This window comes from Arthrobacter sp. J156, from assembly GCF_056172865.1.
The window spans coordinates 3,387,989-3,404,304 of sequence record NZ_CM149650.1; the positions used below are offsets into that span (position 1 = coordinate 3,387,989).

The 16,316-nt window shown below is 72.9% G+C and carries 9 protein-coding genes and 1 tRNA gene; 3 read left to right on the plus strand and 7 right to left on the minus strand.

From position 1 onward, the window contains the following. Positions 1 to 13 precede the first annotated feature (13 nt). Positions 14 to 487, minus strand: coding sequence for a hypothetical protein (locus AC0QR5_RS15745; protein WP_329862823.1), 474 nt, complete (start codon positions 485 to 487; stop codon positions 14 to 16). Next, on the minus strand, positions 484 to 1,959 hold the full coding sequence (locus tag AC0QR5_RS15750; protein ID WP_329862821.1) for a phosphomannomutase/phosphoglucomutase: 1,476 nt from the start codon (positions 1,957 to 1,959) through the stop codon (positions 484 to 486). The genes AC0QR5_RS15745 and AC0QR5_RS15750 overlap by 4 nt, the downstream gene beginning before the upstream one ends. Positions 1,960 to 2,125: 166 nt before the next feature. Here AC0QR5_RS15750 and AC0QR5_RS15755 point away from each other — a divergent pair, with 166 nt between their 5' ends. Both AC0QR5_RS15755 and AC0QR5_RS15760 read left to right on the plus strand, forming a co-directional pair. Beyond that, positions 2,126 to 4,252, plus strand: a complete 2,127-nt coding sequence (locus tag AC0QR5_RS15755; RefSeq protein WP_329862819.1) for a RecQ family ATP-dependent DNA helicase — start codon at positions 2,126 to 2,128, stop codon at positions 4,250 to 4,252. A 38-nt stretch (positions 4,253 to 4,290) separates the two neighbouring features. After that, the gene (locus AC0QR5_RS15760) at positions 4,291 to 5,343 is read left to right on the plus strand and encodes a hypothetical protein (RefSeq protein WP_329862817.1); all 1,053 of its coding nucleotides are present in this window, start codon (positions 4,291 to 4,293) and stop codon (positions 5,341 to 5,343) included. A gap of 54 nt (positions 5,344 to 5,397) precedes the next feature. Here the strand turns inward: AC0QR5_RS15760 and AC0QR5_RS15765 are convergent. Both AC0QR5_RS15765 and AC0QR5_RS15770 read right to left on the minus strand, forming a co-directional pair. Further along, positions 5,398 to 5,486 (minus strand) — tRNA-Ser (locus AC0QR5_RS15765). Positions 5,487 to 5,556: 70 nt separating this feature from the next. Next, complete coding sequence (locus tag AC0QR5_RS15770; RefSeq protein WP_329862815.1) at positions 5,557 to 7,689, minus strand: prolyl oligopeptidase family serine peptidase; 2,133 nt, start codon at positions 7,687 to 7,689, stop codon at positions 5,557 to 5,559. A gap of 96 nt (positions 7,690 to 7,785) precedes the next feature. Here AC0QR5_RS15770 and AC0QR5_RS15775 point away from each other — a divergent pair, with 96 nt between their 5' ends. Further along, positions 7,786 to 9,759, plus strand: coding sequence for an FAD/NAD(P)-binding protein (locus tag AC0QR5_RS15775; RefSeq protein WP_329862813.1), 1,974 nt, complete (start codon positions 7,786 to 7,788; stop codon positions 9,757 to 9,759). Between the two features lie 6 nt (positions 9,760 to 9,765). On the opposite strand, the gene AC0QR5_RS15780 is transcribed toward AC0QR5_RS15775, so the two are convergent. From AC0QR5_RS15780 to AC0QR5_RS15790, 3 genes are all read right to left on the minus strand, one after another. Continuing rightward, on the minus strand, positions 9,766 to 10,731 hold the full coding sequence (locus tag AC0QR5_RS15780; RefSeq protein WP_329862811.1) for a permease prefix domain 1-containing protein: 966 nt from the start codon (positions 10,729 to 10,731) through the stop codon (positions 9,766 to 9,768). Between the two features lie 7 nt (positions 10,732 to 10,738). Then, positions 10,739 to 11,113: a PadR family transcriptional regulator gene (locus tag AC0QR5_RS15785; protein ID WP_329862809.1), complete on the minus strand. Its 375-nt coding sequence runs from the start codon at positions 11,111 to 11,113 to the stop codon at positions 10,739 to 10,741. Between the two features lie 315 nt (positions 11,114 to 11,428). Beyond that, entirely contained in the window at positions 11,429 to 16,219 is a 4,791-nt protein-coding gene (locus tag AC0QR5_RS15790) for an ExeM/NucH family extracellular endonuclease (RefSeq protein WP_329862807.1), read from the minus strand. Positions 16,220 to 16,316: the final 97 nt, after the last annotated feature.

Genomic DNA, 16,316 nt, shown 5'->3' on the forward strand with positions numbered 1-16,316 from the left:
AGCCCGGGCGGGGTCAGCCCCAGATGAGCAGCTCGCCGGCTTCCGCCGCGGGCTCGGCAAAGGCCCACTCGCCACCCTCCGCGGCGGGCGGCGTGTAGGCCTGGACGACGGCGACCGCCCCGCCCTCGCTGTGCTCCGCGTTGGCGTGCACGGCGTCGCGGTCCTCCTCGAGCAGCGTGACGTCGGAGACGAGGGCGATCGCGGTGAAGCCCTCGCGCTGCTGCCCCAGGAGTTCGACGAGGTCGCCCATCATCGCCTCGGCGTCGATGTCCACTTCCGGATCGTCGTCGTCCGCCGGCGGCTGCACGGCGAGGAGGCGCAGCTCGCCCTCGGCTCCGTCCTGGGCCGCTTCCAGGGCGACCGCGAACGGCAGGAAGACCCCGTTGGCCTCGAGCTGCTCGCGGGCGACGCCGAGGGCCGTGCCCAGGACGCGGTTCAGCTGCAGGTGGGCCTCGGGGCCCAGCTCGGTGATGCGGTTCTCGCTCATGCGGTGCTCCTGACGATCTCGAGGACGGCGTCGCGGACGCGTTCCATGGTCTGGGGGTCCCTCGCCTCGCCGTTGTAGCGCAGGAAGGGCTCGGTGTTGGAGGGGCGGAGGTTGAACCAGAAGGAGCCGTCCGCCGCGGCGATCGTGGTTCCGTCGAGGCGTTCGACGACGGTGCCGGCGCCCTTGAGGCCCTCCGCGTCGAGGGCGATCGTTCCGCGGCCGCCGTTGCCGTCGTGGCCGGCGGCGAAGGCCCCGAGCACGCGGGCCACGGCCGCGTCCTTGTCTTCGATCCGCGAGTTCAGCTCGCCGGAGGCGAAGTAGGGCTCGTACTCCTCGGCCAGCGCCGAGAGCGGGCGCTCCTGCCCGCCCAGGGCCGCCAGGACGTGCATCGCCGCGAGCATGCCGGTGTCGGCATTGAAGAAGTCGCGGAAGTAGTAGTGGGCCGAGTGCTCGCCGCCGAACACGGCGCCCTCGGCCGCCATCACGGCCTTGATGAACGAGTGTCCCACCCGCGTGACCACGGGGCGTCCGCCGTCGTGCTCCACGAGCTCGGGCACCGCCCGGGAGGTGATCAGGTTGTGGATGACCACCGGGGCCTCCTCGCCCGCGGCCTTCGCGCGGGCGATTTCGCGGCGGGCCACGAGCGCGGTCACCGCCGAGGGCGAGACCGGGGCGCCGAGCTCGTCGATCACGAAGCAGCGGTCCGCGTCGCCGTCGAACGCCAGGCCGATGTCCGCCCCGTGCTCCACGACCGCGGCCTGCAGGTCCCGCAGGTTCTCCGGCTCCAGCGGGTTGGCCGGATGGTTCGGGAAGGTGCCGTCCAGCTCGAAGTACAGGGGCACGATCTCCAGCGGAAGACCCGGCAGCAGGGCGTCCCCGAGCACGGCCGGCGTCGTCATGCCCGCCATCCCGTTGCCGGCGTCGACGACGACCTTCAGCGGCCGGATGCCGGACAGGTCCACGAGCGAGCGCAGGTACGCGGCGTAGTCCGCGAGCACGTCGACGTCCCCGACCCGGCCCTGCGGGGCGTCCCCGGAGACCGGCAGGCCCTCGGCCAGGTAGGACTGGGCGACATCCCGGATCCGGTACAGGCCGGTATCGGAGGAGACCGGGACCGCGCCGGCCAGGGCCATCTTCATCCCGTTGTACTCGGCCGGGTTGTGGCTCGCGGTGAACACCACGCCCGCCGCGTCCAGGATCCCGCACGCGAAGTAGAGCTCGTCGGTGGAGATCAGCCCGAGCATCCGCACGTCGGCGCCCCGGTAGGCCGCCCCGCGCGCGAAGGCGCGGGAGAACGCCGGAGACGACGGACGCATGTCCCCGCCGACCAGCACCGTGGAACCGGCCAGGCCCAGGACGTCCACGAAGGCCGCGCCGACGGCCTCCACGCTCTCCTCGGTGATGGTCTCGCCCACGATCCCGCGCACGTCGTAGGCCTTGAAGGACTCGGAAAGATCAATCTCGCTCTGCACGGGTTCGAGCTTAGCCGCTGCCGGTGACGCTTCGGCCCCGCGGCCCGTGAGATGCCGGCTGAGTCCGACCGGCACCGCTCCTCCACAACGCCCCGGGACCCCGTCCCGCTCCACAGCCCCGGGCCGGCGGGCCGAAGCGTCGGCAGCGGCTGGAATACTGGGGCGCATGGTTGAGACGACGACGGGTACGGGACTTCGGGAGAGCGCGACGGCGGTGCTGCGCCGCCTCGTGGGGCGGGAGGACGCCGACTTCCACGACGGGCAGTTCGAGGCGATCGAGGCCCTCGTCGACGGGGGACGGCGGGCGCTCGTCGTGCAGCGCACCGGCTGGGGCAAGTCCGCCGTCTACTTCGTGGCGAGCCTGCTGCTGCGGGCCCGGGGGGCGGGGCCGACCCTCATCGTCAGCCCCCTGCTCGCGCTCATGCGGGACCAGGTGGCCGCCGCCGGGCGGGCGGGAGTCCGCGCCGAGGCCATCAACTCCGCCAACGCGCTCGAGTGGGGCGACGTCCTGGCCCGGCTCGACGCCGACGAGGTCGACGTCCTGCTCGTCTCGCCGGAACGCCTCAACAACCCGGCCTTCCGCGAGCGCCAGCTGCCGGAGCTGGTGCGCCGCATGGGCCTGCTGGTCATCGACGAGGCCCACTGCATCTCGGACTGGGGACACGACTTCCGGCCGGACTACCGGAGGATCAAGGACCTCATCGGCACCCTCGACGACGCCGTGCCGGTCCTCGCGACCACGGCCACGGCCAACGAGCGCGTCGTCCACGACATCGAGGAGCAGCTCGCCGTCGGCGGGGCCGACGTCTTCACCCTGCGCGGCCCGCTCGCGCGGCGCTCCCTGCGTCTGGGCGTGCTGCGGCTGCCGAGCCCGCGGGCACAGCTCGCCTGGCTCTTGAGCCACCTGTCCGAGCTGCCGGGCAGCGGCATCATCTACACGCTCACCGTGTCCGCGGCCGAGGACATCACGCGCCTGTTGCGCGAGGCCGGGCACGAGGTCCGCGCCTACACGGGCCGCTCCGACACCGAGGAGCGCGCGGCGTCCGAACAGGCGCTCAAGGACAACGAGGTCAAGGCGCTCGTGGCGACGAGCGCCCTGGGCATGGGCTTCGACAAGCCGGATCTCGGGTTCGTGGTCCACGTCGGCGCTCCGAGCTCGCCCGTGGCCTACTACCAGCAGGTCGGCCGTGCCGGCCGCGGGACGGACAACGCCGACGTCCTGCTCCTCCCGGGGCCGGAGGACCGCGAGATCTGGCGGTACTTCGCCACGTCGTCGATGCCGGACGAGCAGCGCGCGCACGCCGTGCTCGAGGAGCTCGGCTCGGCGCAGGGCGCGGTCTCCGTCCCCGCGCTCGAGGCCCGCGTGAACATCCGCCGCACGCCGCTCGAACTGCTTCTGAAGGTGCTCGCCGTCGACGGCGCCGTGGAACGGGTCCAAGGCGGCTGGATCCGGACGGGGGCCCCGTGGCACTACGACGCCGAGCGGTACGCCCGCGTCGCAGCGGCCCGCGTCGCGGAGCAGAACGCCATGCTCGACTACGAGAACACGACGTCCTGCCGCATGGAGTTCCTCGCCCGGGCCCTCGACGACCCGACGGCCGCCCCCTGCGGCCGGTGCGACAACTGCGCCGGCACCTGGTTCGGGGACTCCCTCGCGGAAGACGCCAAGGACAGCGCCCAGGCGGCCCTCGGCCGCGTCGGGACCGAGCTCGAGCCGCGGGCGATGTGGCCCGGGGGCATGGACCGCCTCGGCGTGCCGCTCAAGGGCAAGATCCCGGCCGGGGAGCAGATGGCGGCCGGCCGCGCGCTGGCCCGCCTCACCGACCTCGGATGGGGCGGCCGGCTGCGGACGCTGTTCGCGCCCGGGGCGGAGGACGCTCCCGCGGACGAGGCCCTCGTCCGGGCGTGCGTCGGCGTCCTGGCCGGGTGGGGATGGAGCGAGCGGCCCGTCGCCGTGGTCTCCATGCCGTCGAGGACGCGCCCGCTGCTCGTGCGGTCCGTGGCCGAGGGCCTGGCCGGGATCGGCCGGCTGCCCTACGCCGGGGAGCTGGCGTACGCCGACGAAGGACCGCGGGGCGAGGCGGGCGGCAACTCGGCCTTCCGGCTGGCCTCGGTCTGGGACCAGTTCGCCGTCCCGCCGGCGCTGGCGGAACGGCTCGCGGGGGCATCCGGCCCCGTGCTCCTCGTCGACGACCTCGCCGACAGCCGGTGGACGCTCACCGAGGCGGCCCGGACGCTGCGCCGGGCGGGCGCCCCGGGCGTCCTGCCGTTCGTCCTGGGCCTGGCCGGCTGAGCCCGCCCGGTTCGTCCGCGCGGCCTAGACTGGACGGCATGGAGACTACGCTGTGGGTTTTGGTGCCGCTGCTCCTCGTGGGTGGAGCCTGGTGGTGGATCAGCTCGCTGCGCAAGAAGAACTCCGCCGAGGTCGCCGGTTCCATCGGTCCGGACGCCGCGCGGGATGCGGCGTCCCGGCTGAACGCCGACCAGCACCGAGCCGTGTACCAGGCGATCGCCCGGGGGGACTTCATGGGGGCCGTCCGCGGCTACCGCGAGGCCACCGGCCAGGGCGTCAAGCAGTGCATCGTCGCCGTCCGCAGCCTTGAGGCGCACCCCCAGGTGCACGGTCAGGCGGGCGGCGGGGCCGGACCTCGCGGCGCCGACACCGCGGGCACGGCGGATCGGCTCGACCCCGCGTCCGACGCCGCCGGCTCCGGAGACGCCGCCCGGGCCGTCGAGCCTCCCGCCGACGGCCCGGGGACCAGCGGGGGAACCGAGGAGGATTCCGCCGAAAACAGGGAGGGCGGGACGTCCGGCGAGACGGGCGCACCCTCCGACGTCGACGAGACCGTACCCGCCCCGGCGCGCAACGTGCGGCGCAGCACGGGCGACTTCGACGGCGACTTCGTGGTCCCGGAGGAATGGTCGGAGAAGTTCGGCAGCGGCGCCGGCCGGACCACGTCGGTCTTCAAGATCACCGCCGAACGCAATGGTGAGTCCCACGAGTTCAGCTCCAACGAGCTGCCCCCGGCCGAGGGCGACCAGTTCCAGTCGCTGCTGCGCGACCACGACTTCGCCGGGGCCGCGGCGCTGTTCGCGGCGCACTCGGGCCTCGATGCCGCCGCGATCCAGAGGCTCCTCGAGTCGGCACCCGTCGACGGCCCGGCCTCCGCGGCCGGCCGCCACGTCTCGGACTTCAGCTTCGAGGGCGACGGCCCGTCCGGGCCGGTGCGCTTCAGCGCCGCCGACCTGCCGCCAGCCGACCGGGAGCTCTTCCTGGAGCACGTCAGCGCCGGACGGATGAATGACGCGGCCGAGATCGTCCACCGCAACACCGGCCTGCCGGTCGCGGTCGTCCTGCAGCTGCTCGACGCCTTCAACGGCTGACGCTCCACGGCGCTCGAGAAACGTGAAAACCCCCTCTGACGAGGGGGTTTTCAGCGGACACGGGGGGATTTGAACCCCCGGTCGAGTTTAACCCCGACCCTTCATTAGCAGTGAAGTCCATTCGGCCGCTCTGGCACGTGTCCAGCGCTGGTGAGAACCAGCCACTCAAGCCTACCGAAAGCGGGCGCGCCACACAAAAAGGCCGCCCCGGCGCTAGCGGTCGAGCATCCTCCAGAGGAATCCGTAGCTGAGTGCGAGCATCTCGGCCGTCTGGCGGTTGTCGCTCGCTCCGGCATGTCCGCCGTCGAGGGATTCGTGGTACCAGGCGTCATCCGCGCCGAGATCCTGCATCTTCGCGGCCATCTTCCGCGCCTGCACCGGCCCCACGCGGTCATCGCTCGTCGCGGTCCAGATCAGGGACGCCGGATACCGGGCGCCGTCCGGCAGTGGATCGTCCAGACGGTGTAGGGGCGAGAAGGTGCGCAGGAACTCCCAGTCACCGGGGACGTCGGGATCCCCGTATTCGGCGATCCAGGAATGCCCCGCCGACAGCCGCGTGTAGCGGCGCATGTCCAGGAGCGGAACCCCGCACGAGACCGCCCCGAAGAGCTCCGGGTAGCCCGTGATCATGTTGCCCATGAGCAGCCCGCCATTGCTCCGGCCCGTGGCCGCGAGGAGCCGCGGGCTCGTGACGCCGCGACGGACCAGGTCGCGGGCGATCGCCGCGAAGTCCTCGTAGGCGCGGTGGCGGTTCTCCCGCAGCGCCGCCCGGTGCCAGCCCGGGCCGTACTCGCCGCCGCCCCGGATGTTGGCCACGACGTAGACGCCTCCGCGCCCCGCGCTGTTGCGGCGCGCGAGCCAGGCCCGCCCCACGAGCGGTGCGTAGGCCGGCGCGAGCGAGGTCTGGAAGCCCCCGTAGCCGTTCATGAGCACGGGATTGGCGCCGTCCAGTTCCAGGTCCGCGGGGGCGACCTCGAAGTACGGCACCCGGGTTCCGTCGTCGCTCACCGCGAAGTGCTGGGCGACGCGCAGGTCACCGGCGTCGAAGTGGGCGGAGGCGCGCTTGACCACCTGCACGGCGCCGGGACCCGTGGCTCCGGGGCCCAGGGTCGCCCGGGACAGGGTGGAGGGCGTCAGGAAGCCGGTCGAGGTGATCCAGACGTCGTTCGCCGTCGCCGGGTCCTCGTCGTCGACCGCCGAGACGGATGTCGTGTGGAGGGCGGCGCCGAGTTCCACCTCCGCCGTGGCCCACCCGTCGGCCGGGTCGGCGACGAGGAGCCGCGAGCTGACGTCCCGCAGGACGTTGAGCAGCAGGTGGTCGCGCGTGAAGTCGAACGAGGCGAGCGTCGAGCGCCCGTCCGGGATGAAGACCTCCGCGACGCGGCGGTCGCCGGAGAGGAAGGCCTCGAGCTCGGCGACGGCGAGCGAACCGGCGGCGATCGTGCGCCCGTCGATCTCCCAGGGCGTCTGCGGGCTGAACAACACCCACTGGCGGTGCAGCGACACCGACACGTCGCTCGGGACGTCCACCGTGACCCACGCGCCGTCGCGCAGCACGGAGGTCCGGGTGTTGTAGAAGTCGACGACGTCCACGGCCACGGAGCGCTCGAATCCGGGCGTCGGGTCGTAGTGGACCTGGGCCAGGACGTGGTCCGGGTCGACGGCGAAGACTTCGGGCGCGTCGGCGGGGTCCTGGCCCCGTTCAAGCCGGCGGCAGGTGCGGGCGTACGAGGAGCGGGTGAGGGATCCTTCGCCGAAGTCCGTGCCGAGGTAGAGGGCGTCCGGCCCCGCCCAGGAGACCACGGTCTTCGCCGTCGGGATGTCGAAGCCGCCGTCGACGAAGTCCCGCGCCCCGAGGTCGAACTCGCGCACCCGCACGGCGTCACCGCCATCCGGGGACAGCCGGACGAGCGCGCGGCTGTACGGCTCGCCGTCGGCCGGACGCAGCAGGCGCGTCCCCGCGAAGACCCAGTCCGTGCCGTCCGCTGCTGCGAGGGCGTCGACGTCGAGCAGGACCTCCCAGTCCGGCGCGTCGGAGGCATACGAGTCCCAGCTCGTGCGCCGCCACAGACCCTTGGGATGGGACCGGTCCTGCCAGAAGTTGTAGTAGTGCCCACCGTGCTTGGCGACGCCCGGAATCCGGTCCTCCGCGTCGAGGACCTCCAGGAGCGATCGCTCGAGCTCGCGGTGGGCACCGTCGACGAGCATTCCCTCCGTGGCCTCGTTCTGCCTCCGGACCCAGTCCAGGGCATCGTCGCCGTGGATGTCCTCGAGCCACCCGTAGGCATCGTCGGCGTCGGTAGCGGGGTGCGGTTCCGTGCTGTGAAGGGGTTCGTTGCCGGTCATGCCGCCAGTCTGCCACGCCGCCGTGGGGTGCCCGCGATAGGCTGGGATCCCGTGCGTGCCCGGCACGGATCCACAGACATTGGAGGGAGTCGCCCCGTGCGCACCGAGCCGTTCCGCCTGGTCGTCGTAGGCGCAGGACCCCGCGGAACCTCCGTTCTGGAGCGTCTCCTGGAGCGGCTCGAGGACCCCCGGGAGATCGATGCCGCCCCCGGCCGGGAGATCCACGTGAGCGTCGTGGATCCGTGGGATCCGGGCTCGGGGCATGTCTGGGACCCGGGCCAGTCGCGGCTCTTCCTGATGAACACGCCCGCCCTCTACCCGACGGCCGCGCCGCCCCGGACCGGCGACGGGGCCGGCCTGAGCTTCGATCAATGGCGGCGGTCCGGCGGCGACGGCTGCGTCCTCGCCGCCGCCGAGGAGCGCGAGCTCGCCTCCCTGGGCCCGGGCGACTACCCGTGCCGCGCGCTCTACGGCCGCTACTTGCGCCACCTCTTCGACACCGTCGCCGCAAGGCTGCGCGCCCACCCCCTCGTGGCCGGCGTCGAAGACGTCCGCGCCGAGGCCACGGCCCTGCGCCGGGGCGAGGCGTCGTACTCCCTCGAACTGCGCGACGCCGACGGAAGCGGCGCACGGTTGGAGGCCGACGCCGTCGTACTCGCCGTAGGGCACGTCCCCGCACGCCCCAACCAGAGGCAGGAGGCCGCCGGCCGGCGCGCCGACGCGGCGGGCCTGCACTACCAGCGGCCCAACGTCCCCTCCGACGTCGACTGGTCCGTCTACCCGCCCGGGCGTCCCGTCCTGGTCCGCGGCCTGGGATTGAACTTCTTCGACGCGATGGTGCAGCTGACCGTCGGCCGCGGGGGAGGGTTCGTCCAGTCGGGCGACGGTCCCGGGCGGCGGCTCGAGTACCTGGCGAGCGGGCGTGAACCCATACTCCACGCCGGCTCCCGGCGCGGCACGCCGTACCGGGCCAAGCCCTGCGTGGACGCGTTCATCCCGCCGTCGATCCAGCTGCGCCACCTCAGTTACGAGGCCGTCCACGCCCTGGCCGCCTCGGGCGCGCCGGGCGAACCCGAGGGAAAGGTCGCGTTCGGCGCGCACATCTGGCCCCTGCTGCACCGCGACGTCCTGCACACCTACTACTCCGTCGCCGCCCGGACGCGGCCCGAGCTCTTCCCCGGCGGGGCGTCCGAGTTCATGGAGGCGCTCGACGGCGTCCTGCGCGCCCCCTACCCGCACGGCCAGGAAGTCTGGCGCACGCTCGCCCGGGACCTCGTGGAGAACCTCGCCCCGGAGCTGGGCTGGTTCGACGTCGTCGCGCTCGGGCACCCGTTCGCCGAGCACGGCTTCGCCGACGACGCCGCCTACCAGAAGGCCGTTGTCGCCTACCTCGAGGCCGACGCGCGGGCCTCGGAGCGCGGCGAGGACGATCCGGAGAAGATGGCGATCGCCGCGCTGAACGCCGGGCGCGTGCAGATCAAGCGAATCGTGGCCGAGGGGCTGCTCGACGAGCCGTCGCGCATGGACGAGCTGCAGCGCTGGTTCGAGCCGCTCGTGGAGGGGCTGGCGAGCGGGCCACCCGTGCAGCGGATCGAGGAGCTGGCCGCGCTCGCGCGCGCGGGGATCGTGCGGTTCATCGGGCCCGATCCGGCGTACTCCCTCGACGACGAGGCGGTGCGCTTCACGGCCTCCTCGCCATGGGTCGCCGCCGAGCCCGTGGCCGCGCGCCACATGTTCGAGGCCATGATGCCGGCTAACCGCGTCGCGCAGACCGATTCGCCGCTTCTGCTGCAGCTGCAGCGCGACGGGCTGGCCCGCCCCAGGCCGGTGCAGACCGGGGAGGGCGAGACAGTGCCGGGCACCGGGTTCGACGTCCTCGGCGAGCCCTACCGCCTGGTCGATTCCGACGGCGTGGCCCACCGCGCGGTGTTCGTCCTGGGACTGCAGCTCTCCTCCGTGCAGTGGGGGACGGCCATCGCGGCCGAGGCCGGCGCCGACGCGCAGCACGGCGCCCGCACCCTCGCGGATGCGGACGCCGTGGCCGCGGAGATCGTGCGCCTCGCCCGGTAGTCCGGTTCAGGCGCCGTTTCCGCGCCGGGCCCGGGTGTCCAGGGGGACCTTGCGGGCGCTGTCGACGAGGTCCCACACCGTGATGACGACGACGGCGATCACCAAGATCACGGCGATGGACGCCGGGGCGTCCGGGGAGATGTCGAGCCGTTCGGCAAAGGCCGGGTTGATCAGCGCGTCCCGGAGCAGGAGCCACACGACCGGGCCCGCGAACGCCAGGCTCAGGACCGCGTGGGCCGCGAAGAAGCCGCAGCTCCAGCCGCGGGCCCGGTAGCGCAGGAACTCGAGCGCCGTGTTGGCCACGAGCACCGCGACGAGGAACGGCAGCCAGAACGACCACAGCGCGGGGTCAAGCGCCGGGATCGGCGCACCCTCGGCATCGCTGAACGGCGAGCGGAACTGCTGCCAGACCAGGTAGGCGGCGAGCCCCAGCGTCAGGACGGCGGCGACGATCGTGTCGCCGATCTTCACGACGCCGCCCGTCGCCACGTCGGGCAGGTCGTCCGGCGTCCAGTCCGTGGCGGGTTTCCGGGTGCCGCTGCGCTCGATCGCGGCGAAGACCACGGTGGTCCAGAGGCAGATGTGCGCGCCGACGGTGAGGAGCGTCAGGACGGTGTTCGACGCCGTCTCGCCGGGGTGGCCGTGCCCGATCAGCTGCCCGATCAGCACCACGCCGCCGAGGATCGGCAGCACGATGGCGAGCAGGAGCTTGAGCAGCCGGATGTAGTCCGGGTAGAGGGCCGGACCGATGAGGTACAGGGGACGGCCCGCGAAGTCGGCGGAGAGCCGCATCGGGTCGCCGAGCTCGAGCAGCGCGGCCCGTTCGGCCGCGTCGCCGGGCTCGCCCTGGGCGGTGCGGTCGGCGACCATGTCGGCGATGGAGGCGGCGAGTTCGCGTTCGACGTCGGTGCGCTGGCCCGGGGGCAGGCTGCGGGCCACTGCGGCGACGTAGCGTTCGGTCAGGGTTGCCATGGTCTTCCTAGCCTTCCGGGCTGGTGGTGGGTTCGCCGCCCGGGCCGGTGCCGGGGGACATGAGTCGGGTGGTGGCGTCGTGGAGGGCGTCCCATTCGCGCAGGAGCCCGTCGAGGACCCCGCGGCCGGCGGGGCTCGTGCGGTAGAACTTCCTCGGCCTGGCCTCGTCCGTGTTCCATTCGGAATCGAGCAGTCCCTGCTTCTCGAGCCGGCGCAGCAGCGGGTAGAGCGTATTCGCGTCGACGTCGAAGCCGGCCTCCCCGAGCGCGCCGAGGAGCGCGTAGCCGTAGCCGGGTCGGGACAGCGTGGCGAGGCAGGCCATGACGACCGTCCCGCGTCTGAGCTCCTGGAGGTGTCCGCCGAGGACCTCTGCATTGTTCATGACAGACACTATAGTGTGTGTTGCACAGTAAAGGAAGAGGCACTATAAGGTAACGCCCGTGCCACCCTCCACGCGCACGCTCCCGGGCCCCGCCGCGTCGGGGTAGATGTCGAATCGAGCCACGTATTCCCGCGCTTTCCCCGACACCGTGGGAGGGGTCGCGGGGTGTGGACACGCGAGTGCCCCGCACCGGATTCGATGCGGGGCACTCTGCTGGGTGGAGGAACGGACCTCCCCCTCGTCCCGTCGGGCTAGATGCCGCTTGGATCAACGCTTTCCGACATGTTCCCCGACACCGCGGGAGGGGGTGGCGCGCTATCGCATGGGAGGCGTGGAATCCGGGGCTTCGGCGTGCAGCGCGGCCTCGCGGCGGCGGGAGCGGAGCACGAAGGCCAGGCCGAGGCCGGCGAGCATCAGCGCCCCGATCCCGAGGGGCAGCAGGCCCTCGCTGCCCGTGGCGGCCAGTCCGCCCGTTCCGCCCTGGCCGAAGCCCGGGCCGAGCGCGGAGCCGCCGTCGCCGTCGTCGGAACCCGAACCCGGGCCGTTGCCGTTGCCGTTCCCCGTGCCGGATCCGTCGTCGGTGCCGCCGTCGCCGCCCGCACCGTCGTCGTCACCGTCGTCCGAGGGGACGTCGGAGGCCGTGGCGACCGCCGAGGGGAGCTGAACGGTGTCCCCGGCCGGGGTGTGCAGGACGAACGCCCCGCCGTCGAGCCCTGTCGGGGCCGTGAAGGAGACCACCGCGACGCCGTCGACCACCTCGAAGGTGCCGATCTCGCCGCCCGGGGGCGCGGCGACGGCGGCCCGCAGGCCCACCGAAGCGCCGATCCCGCCCCCGCCGAGGCCCACGCCCACGCCCGCCGCGGACGGCGTTTCCGCCGAGCCGCCCGGCACGTACTCCAGGACGAGCTCGTCGCTGACCGGGGCGCCGTCGGAACCCAGGTCGACGTCGCGGACCTCGAAGGAATACTCGCCACCCGGCTCGATGAGCCCGGGAGCGCCGGAGACCTCGACGCCGCGCTTGCTGAAGTCCGGGGACAGCGGCGACTCGCGCTCCACGAAGTCCACGAGGGCCTCCATGTCCGAGTAGCCCGTGTCGATCCGCTCCGTGCCGCCCGTCAGGGCCGTGAACGAGTCGCCGCCGCCCGCGAGGAAGTTGAGCGTGCCGATCGAGTACTCGGCCTCCAGGTCGAGCGGCTCGCCCTCGAACCACACGCCGGTCACGCGCTCGCCGACGGGCAGCTCCGTGTCGAAGGTGTAGTCCAGGTTGTCGGTGAGGCCCAGCGCCAGCCGGGACTCGGTGCCGTCGACGATCCGCCACTGCTGCTCGAGCAGCTCCCAGACCTCGGCGCCCGTGAGCTTGAGGCTGAAGAGCGTGTTGCCGAACGGGAAGACGTTGTTCAGCTCCTTGTAGGAGATGTCTCCCGGGACGTCCTTGGCGGGGGCGCCCGGTGCGCGGCCGGACTTGTCGAAGAACAGCTCGTCGCGGATGCCGCCGGCGTTCATCACGCCGATCTGCGCCTGCTGCGGGGTCAGGGTCGACACGGAGTCGCGCAGCACCGTGGCCAGCAGGTTGCCGAGCGAGGACTCCTTGGCCCGGTTGCCGCCCGCGTTGCCGGCGAAGTCCGGCGCGTAGTCCGTGGTGATGGACGCGGTGACCTCGCCGACCTTGGCGGCGCCGAGGACCTCGGCCTCGGCGTTGGCCCGGTCCTCGATCTCCTTGACCGCGGCGACCACGGGGTAGCGTCCGGCCAGCGCATCGACGTCGGCGTCCGCGTCGACGGGGAGGTTCTCCGCGCCGACGAACGTCACCTCGCGGGTCTCGGGGTCCACCGTGAAGTCGGCCACCGCGAGGTGCCCGCCCGCGGACGCGGCCTGCATCACGGGGCGCTCGGAGTCCCCGTTGGCGGCCGTGTAGTTGTAGAGCTGGTGGCTGTGGCCGTTGAAGATCGCGTCGGCCTCCGGGCTCGTCTCCTCGACGATGCGCTTGAAGATCCCGCTGCCCGCCTTGGCGGCCTCGAGCGAGTCCGCCGGCTGGGCGCCCTCGTGGTAGCTCGCGACGACCACGTCGACGTCCTGGGGCAGCCGCTCGATCTCGGCGTTGACCGCGGCCACGGGGTCCGTGACCGTGAGGCCCTCGAGCCCCGCGGGGGAGACGAGCGTCGGCAGGTCCGCGGTGACGGCGCCGACCACGGCGACCTTGACTCCGTTGACCTCGAAGACCTCCGAGGCGGGGAGCACGGGCTGGCCGTCGGGGCCGAGCACGTTGGCGGCGAGGTGGTTGAAGTCCGCGATCCCGGAGACCCGGTCCCGCAGGTCCGGCCAGCCCTTGTCGAACTCGTGGTTGCCGACGGTCGTGACGGCCACGCCAAGCGCGTTGAGGATCTCCAGGGCGGGCTCGTCCTGCTGCAGCAGGGAGGCGAACTGGCTCGCGCCGATGTTGTCACCGGCGCTCGTCAGCAGCGTGGAGTCCACGCCGCGGTCCTCGCGCCACTGCTCCACCGTCGCGGCGAGCTTCGTGGAGCCGTTGTCCGCGTCGACCTGCCCGTGGTAGTCGTTCAGGCTCGCGATCGAGACGGGGATGCCGGCAGCGGCGCCGCCCAGATCGAGGCCCACGACGAGCGGGTCGTGGTCCGAGGCCCGGTAGGCCGAGGCCTCGTGGAGGTTGGTGGCGTTGTAGTTGTAGCGGCTGTATTCGAGGGCGATGGGCTCGACCGCGTTGATGTTCCAGATGTCCGCGCCCGTCACCGCGGCATCGGCCGCGGGCGAGGCGAGGATGTGGTCCAGCGAGCCGACGCGCGCACCGAAGAGGTACGTCTGCTTGCCCGTCTTGGCGCCCTGGTCCACGTAGCCGGCCTCGTAGAAGACCTGCATCGGGTCCTCGTGGGTGTAGGCGTTGAAGTCGCCGGCGAGGAACACCTTGTCCGTTCCGGCCTCCTCCGCGACCTGCCCGGCGAAGTCCACGACGGCCTCGGCCTGCCGGACGCGGTCCGCGTTCCACGCGCCCTGCCCGTCGCCGGAGTCGTCGTTCGCGGAGCCGTCGCCCGGGGCGGAGCCCTTGGACTTGAAGTGGTTGACGACCGCCACGAACGTGCCCCCGGCGTCCCCGCCGGCCGGGCGGAACGCCTGGGCGAGCGGTTCGCGGGCGTTGGAGAACGCCGGATCGCCGTCGAGGATGGCCGATTCGCCCACGGGCTCGGCCGCGGCCGCCCGGTAGATGAACGCGGTGCGGATGACGTCCTCGTCGGTCGGCACGGCGGCCGGGCTGCGGACGTAGTCCCACGTGCCGGCGCCGGCGGCCGCGTTGAGCGCGGACGTCAGCGCGGCGAGGGCCGCGTCGCGGTCCTTGCCGAAGGCGGCGGAGTTCTCGATCTCCTGCAGGGCCACGACGTCGGCGCCGAGCCCGTTGAGCGCGGCGACGATCTTGGCCTGCTGGCGCTCGAGGTTGGCCGGATCGGCGGCGCCGCGGGCGTCGCAGCCGCCGCGGACCGTGACCGGGTTGCCGGCGCGGTCGTTGTAGTAGGTGCAGCCGGTCAGCTCGGAGCCGGTCGTCGTGAAGTAGTTCAGCACGTTGAACGCGGCGAGCTTCAGCGTGCCGCCGACGGCCGCGGGGGCGGCGGGGCGGTCGCCGGCGAAGGCGACGGGCTGGGCCGCGGCGTTGGCGCCCGTGATGCGGGTCTGCGGCTGGAACTTCCAGGCCTCGAAGCGGTAGTCGAGGACCACGGGGCCGCTGAAGGCCACCGCGGCGCCGACGCGCACCGGCGTGGAGGCAGTCAGGTACGGCAGCGGGACGGACTGGTTGGCGGTGCTGCCGAGGAAGTTCAGGGAAGAGCCGTCGTCGAGGACCACGGAGCGGGCCTTGTTCTCGGCCTCGACCTCGGCGGCGCGGGTGCTTCCGGGGCGTGCGACGTCGGTCGGCTGGGCGAGCGTGCGCAGGCCGGGGACCAGGGTGCTCTCGCCGTGGGCGAGGGTGATCTCCCCGTAGTTGTTCAGTGCGTAGTTGTCCGCGACGGTCCAGGAGCCCTGCGGGTCCCAGAGCATGCCCTCGTAGCGTTCGCGACCGGCGTCGTCCGCGGGCCAGGCGGCCGTGAGCGGCTTGACGGCCTCGGCGGGCTCGTCGAGGACGGTGGCCCCGCCCGCGGTGACGGAGAGCTGGGTCAGGCCGTAGTACTCGCCGGCCGTTCCGGTGACCTCGACGTGGTCCCCGACCTCGACGTCGCCGACGGTCTCGGGGGAGTGGACGAAGATGCCGTGGGAGGCCGCCTCCCCGCCCTCGCCGCCGGTGCCCGGGGTCTGCAGGTAGTAGCCGTCGAAGCCGCCGTCCGGGAAGGCGGCCGTGACGACGCCGCGGGTCGTGACGCGCTGGCCCGCGAGCGGCGTGGCGTCGCCCTCGCCCTGAATGGCGGCGATCTCGACGAGTTCGGGGTCGGGCCCCGGTTCGGGCTCGGGTTCCGGCTCGGGCTCGACGGGCGCCTCGCCGGCGCTGTTCGTCGGCGTGATCGCCTCGAGGACCGCGAAGTCGGCGGAGTTGTCGTCGGTGTCGACCCCGTCGGCGCGGTTGATGGACCGCGGGACGTTGTTGGCGGACGGGGCCGGGGCGACGGCCGTTTCGAAGGTGTTGGAGCCGCCGTAGCCGAGCAGGTCGACGACGGACTCGTGCCCCGTCGTGCTGCCGGCCGGGAGCGTGAGCCGCTCCGTGGTGTTCGCGAGGATGATCGTGCCGGTCGTGCCGCTCGGGTTCAGCCCCGTCGCCAGGTCCGCCGCGGGCAGCTCGCCGCCCGTGGCCCCGTTGGAGCCGCCGGAGACCAGGAAGTGGCCGCCGGCCGGGATCGAGCCGGAGAGCGGGTAGGCCGTCGCGGCCCCCGTGGACCCGGCCGCACGGTACTGGAGCGACCAGCCGTCGAGGTCGACGTCCGCCGCGGTGGGGTTGTAGAGCTCGACGAACTTGTCCTGGAACGGCGCGTTGGCGCTGCCGCCGCTGAGGTAGGCCTCGTTGATCACGATCCCGGTGCCGTCGACGGCCGCCACCGCGGGGGCCGCGCAGCTTCCGGCGATGAGGGCGGTCGCGGCGAGGGCCGCCAGCCCTTGTCTGAGTGGTGGTGTTCGCACGGTCATCCTTCGCTTCGAAGTGGGTGGCTGGCTGCCCGCGGGCGGGGCCCCGACGAGCCAAACAGCCGCAAGTGAACGGTTCGTGGACGGCCGGTGG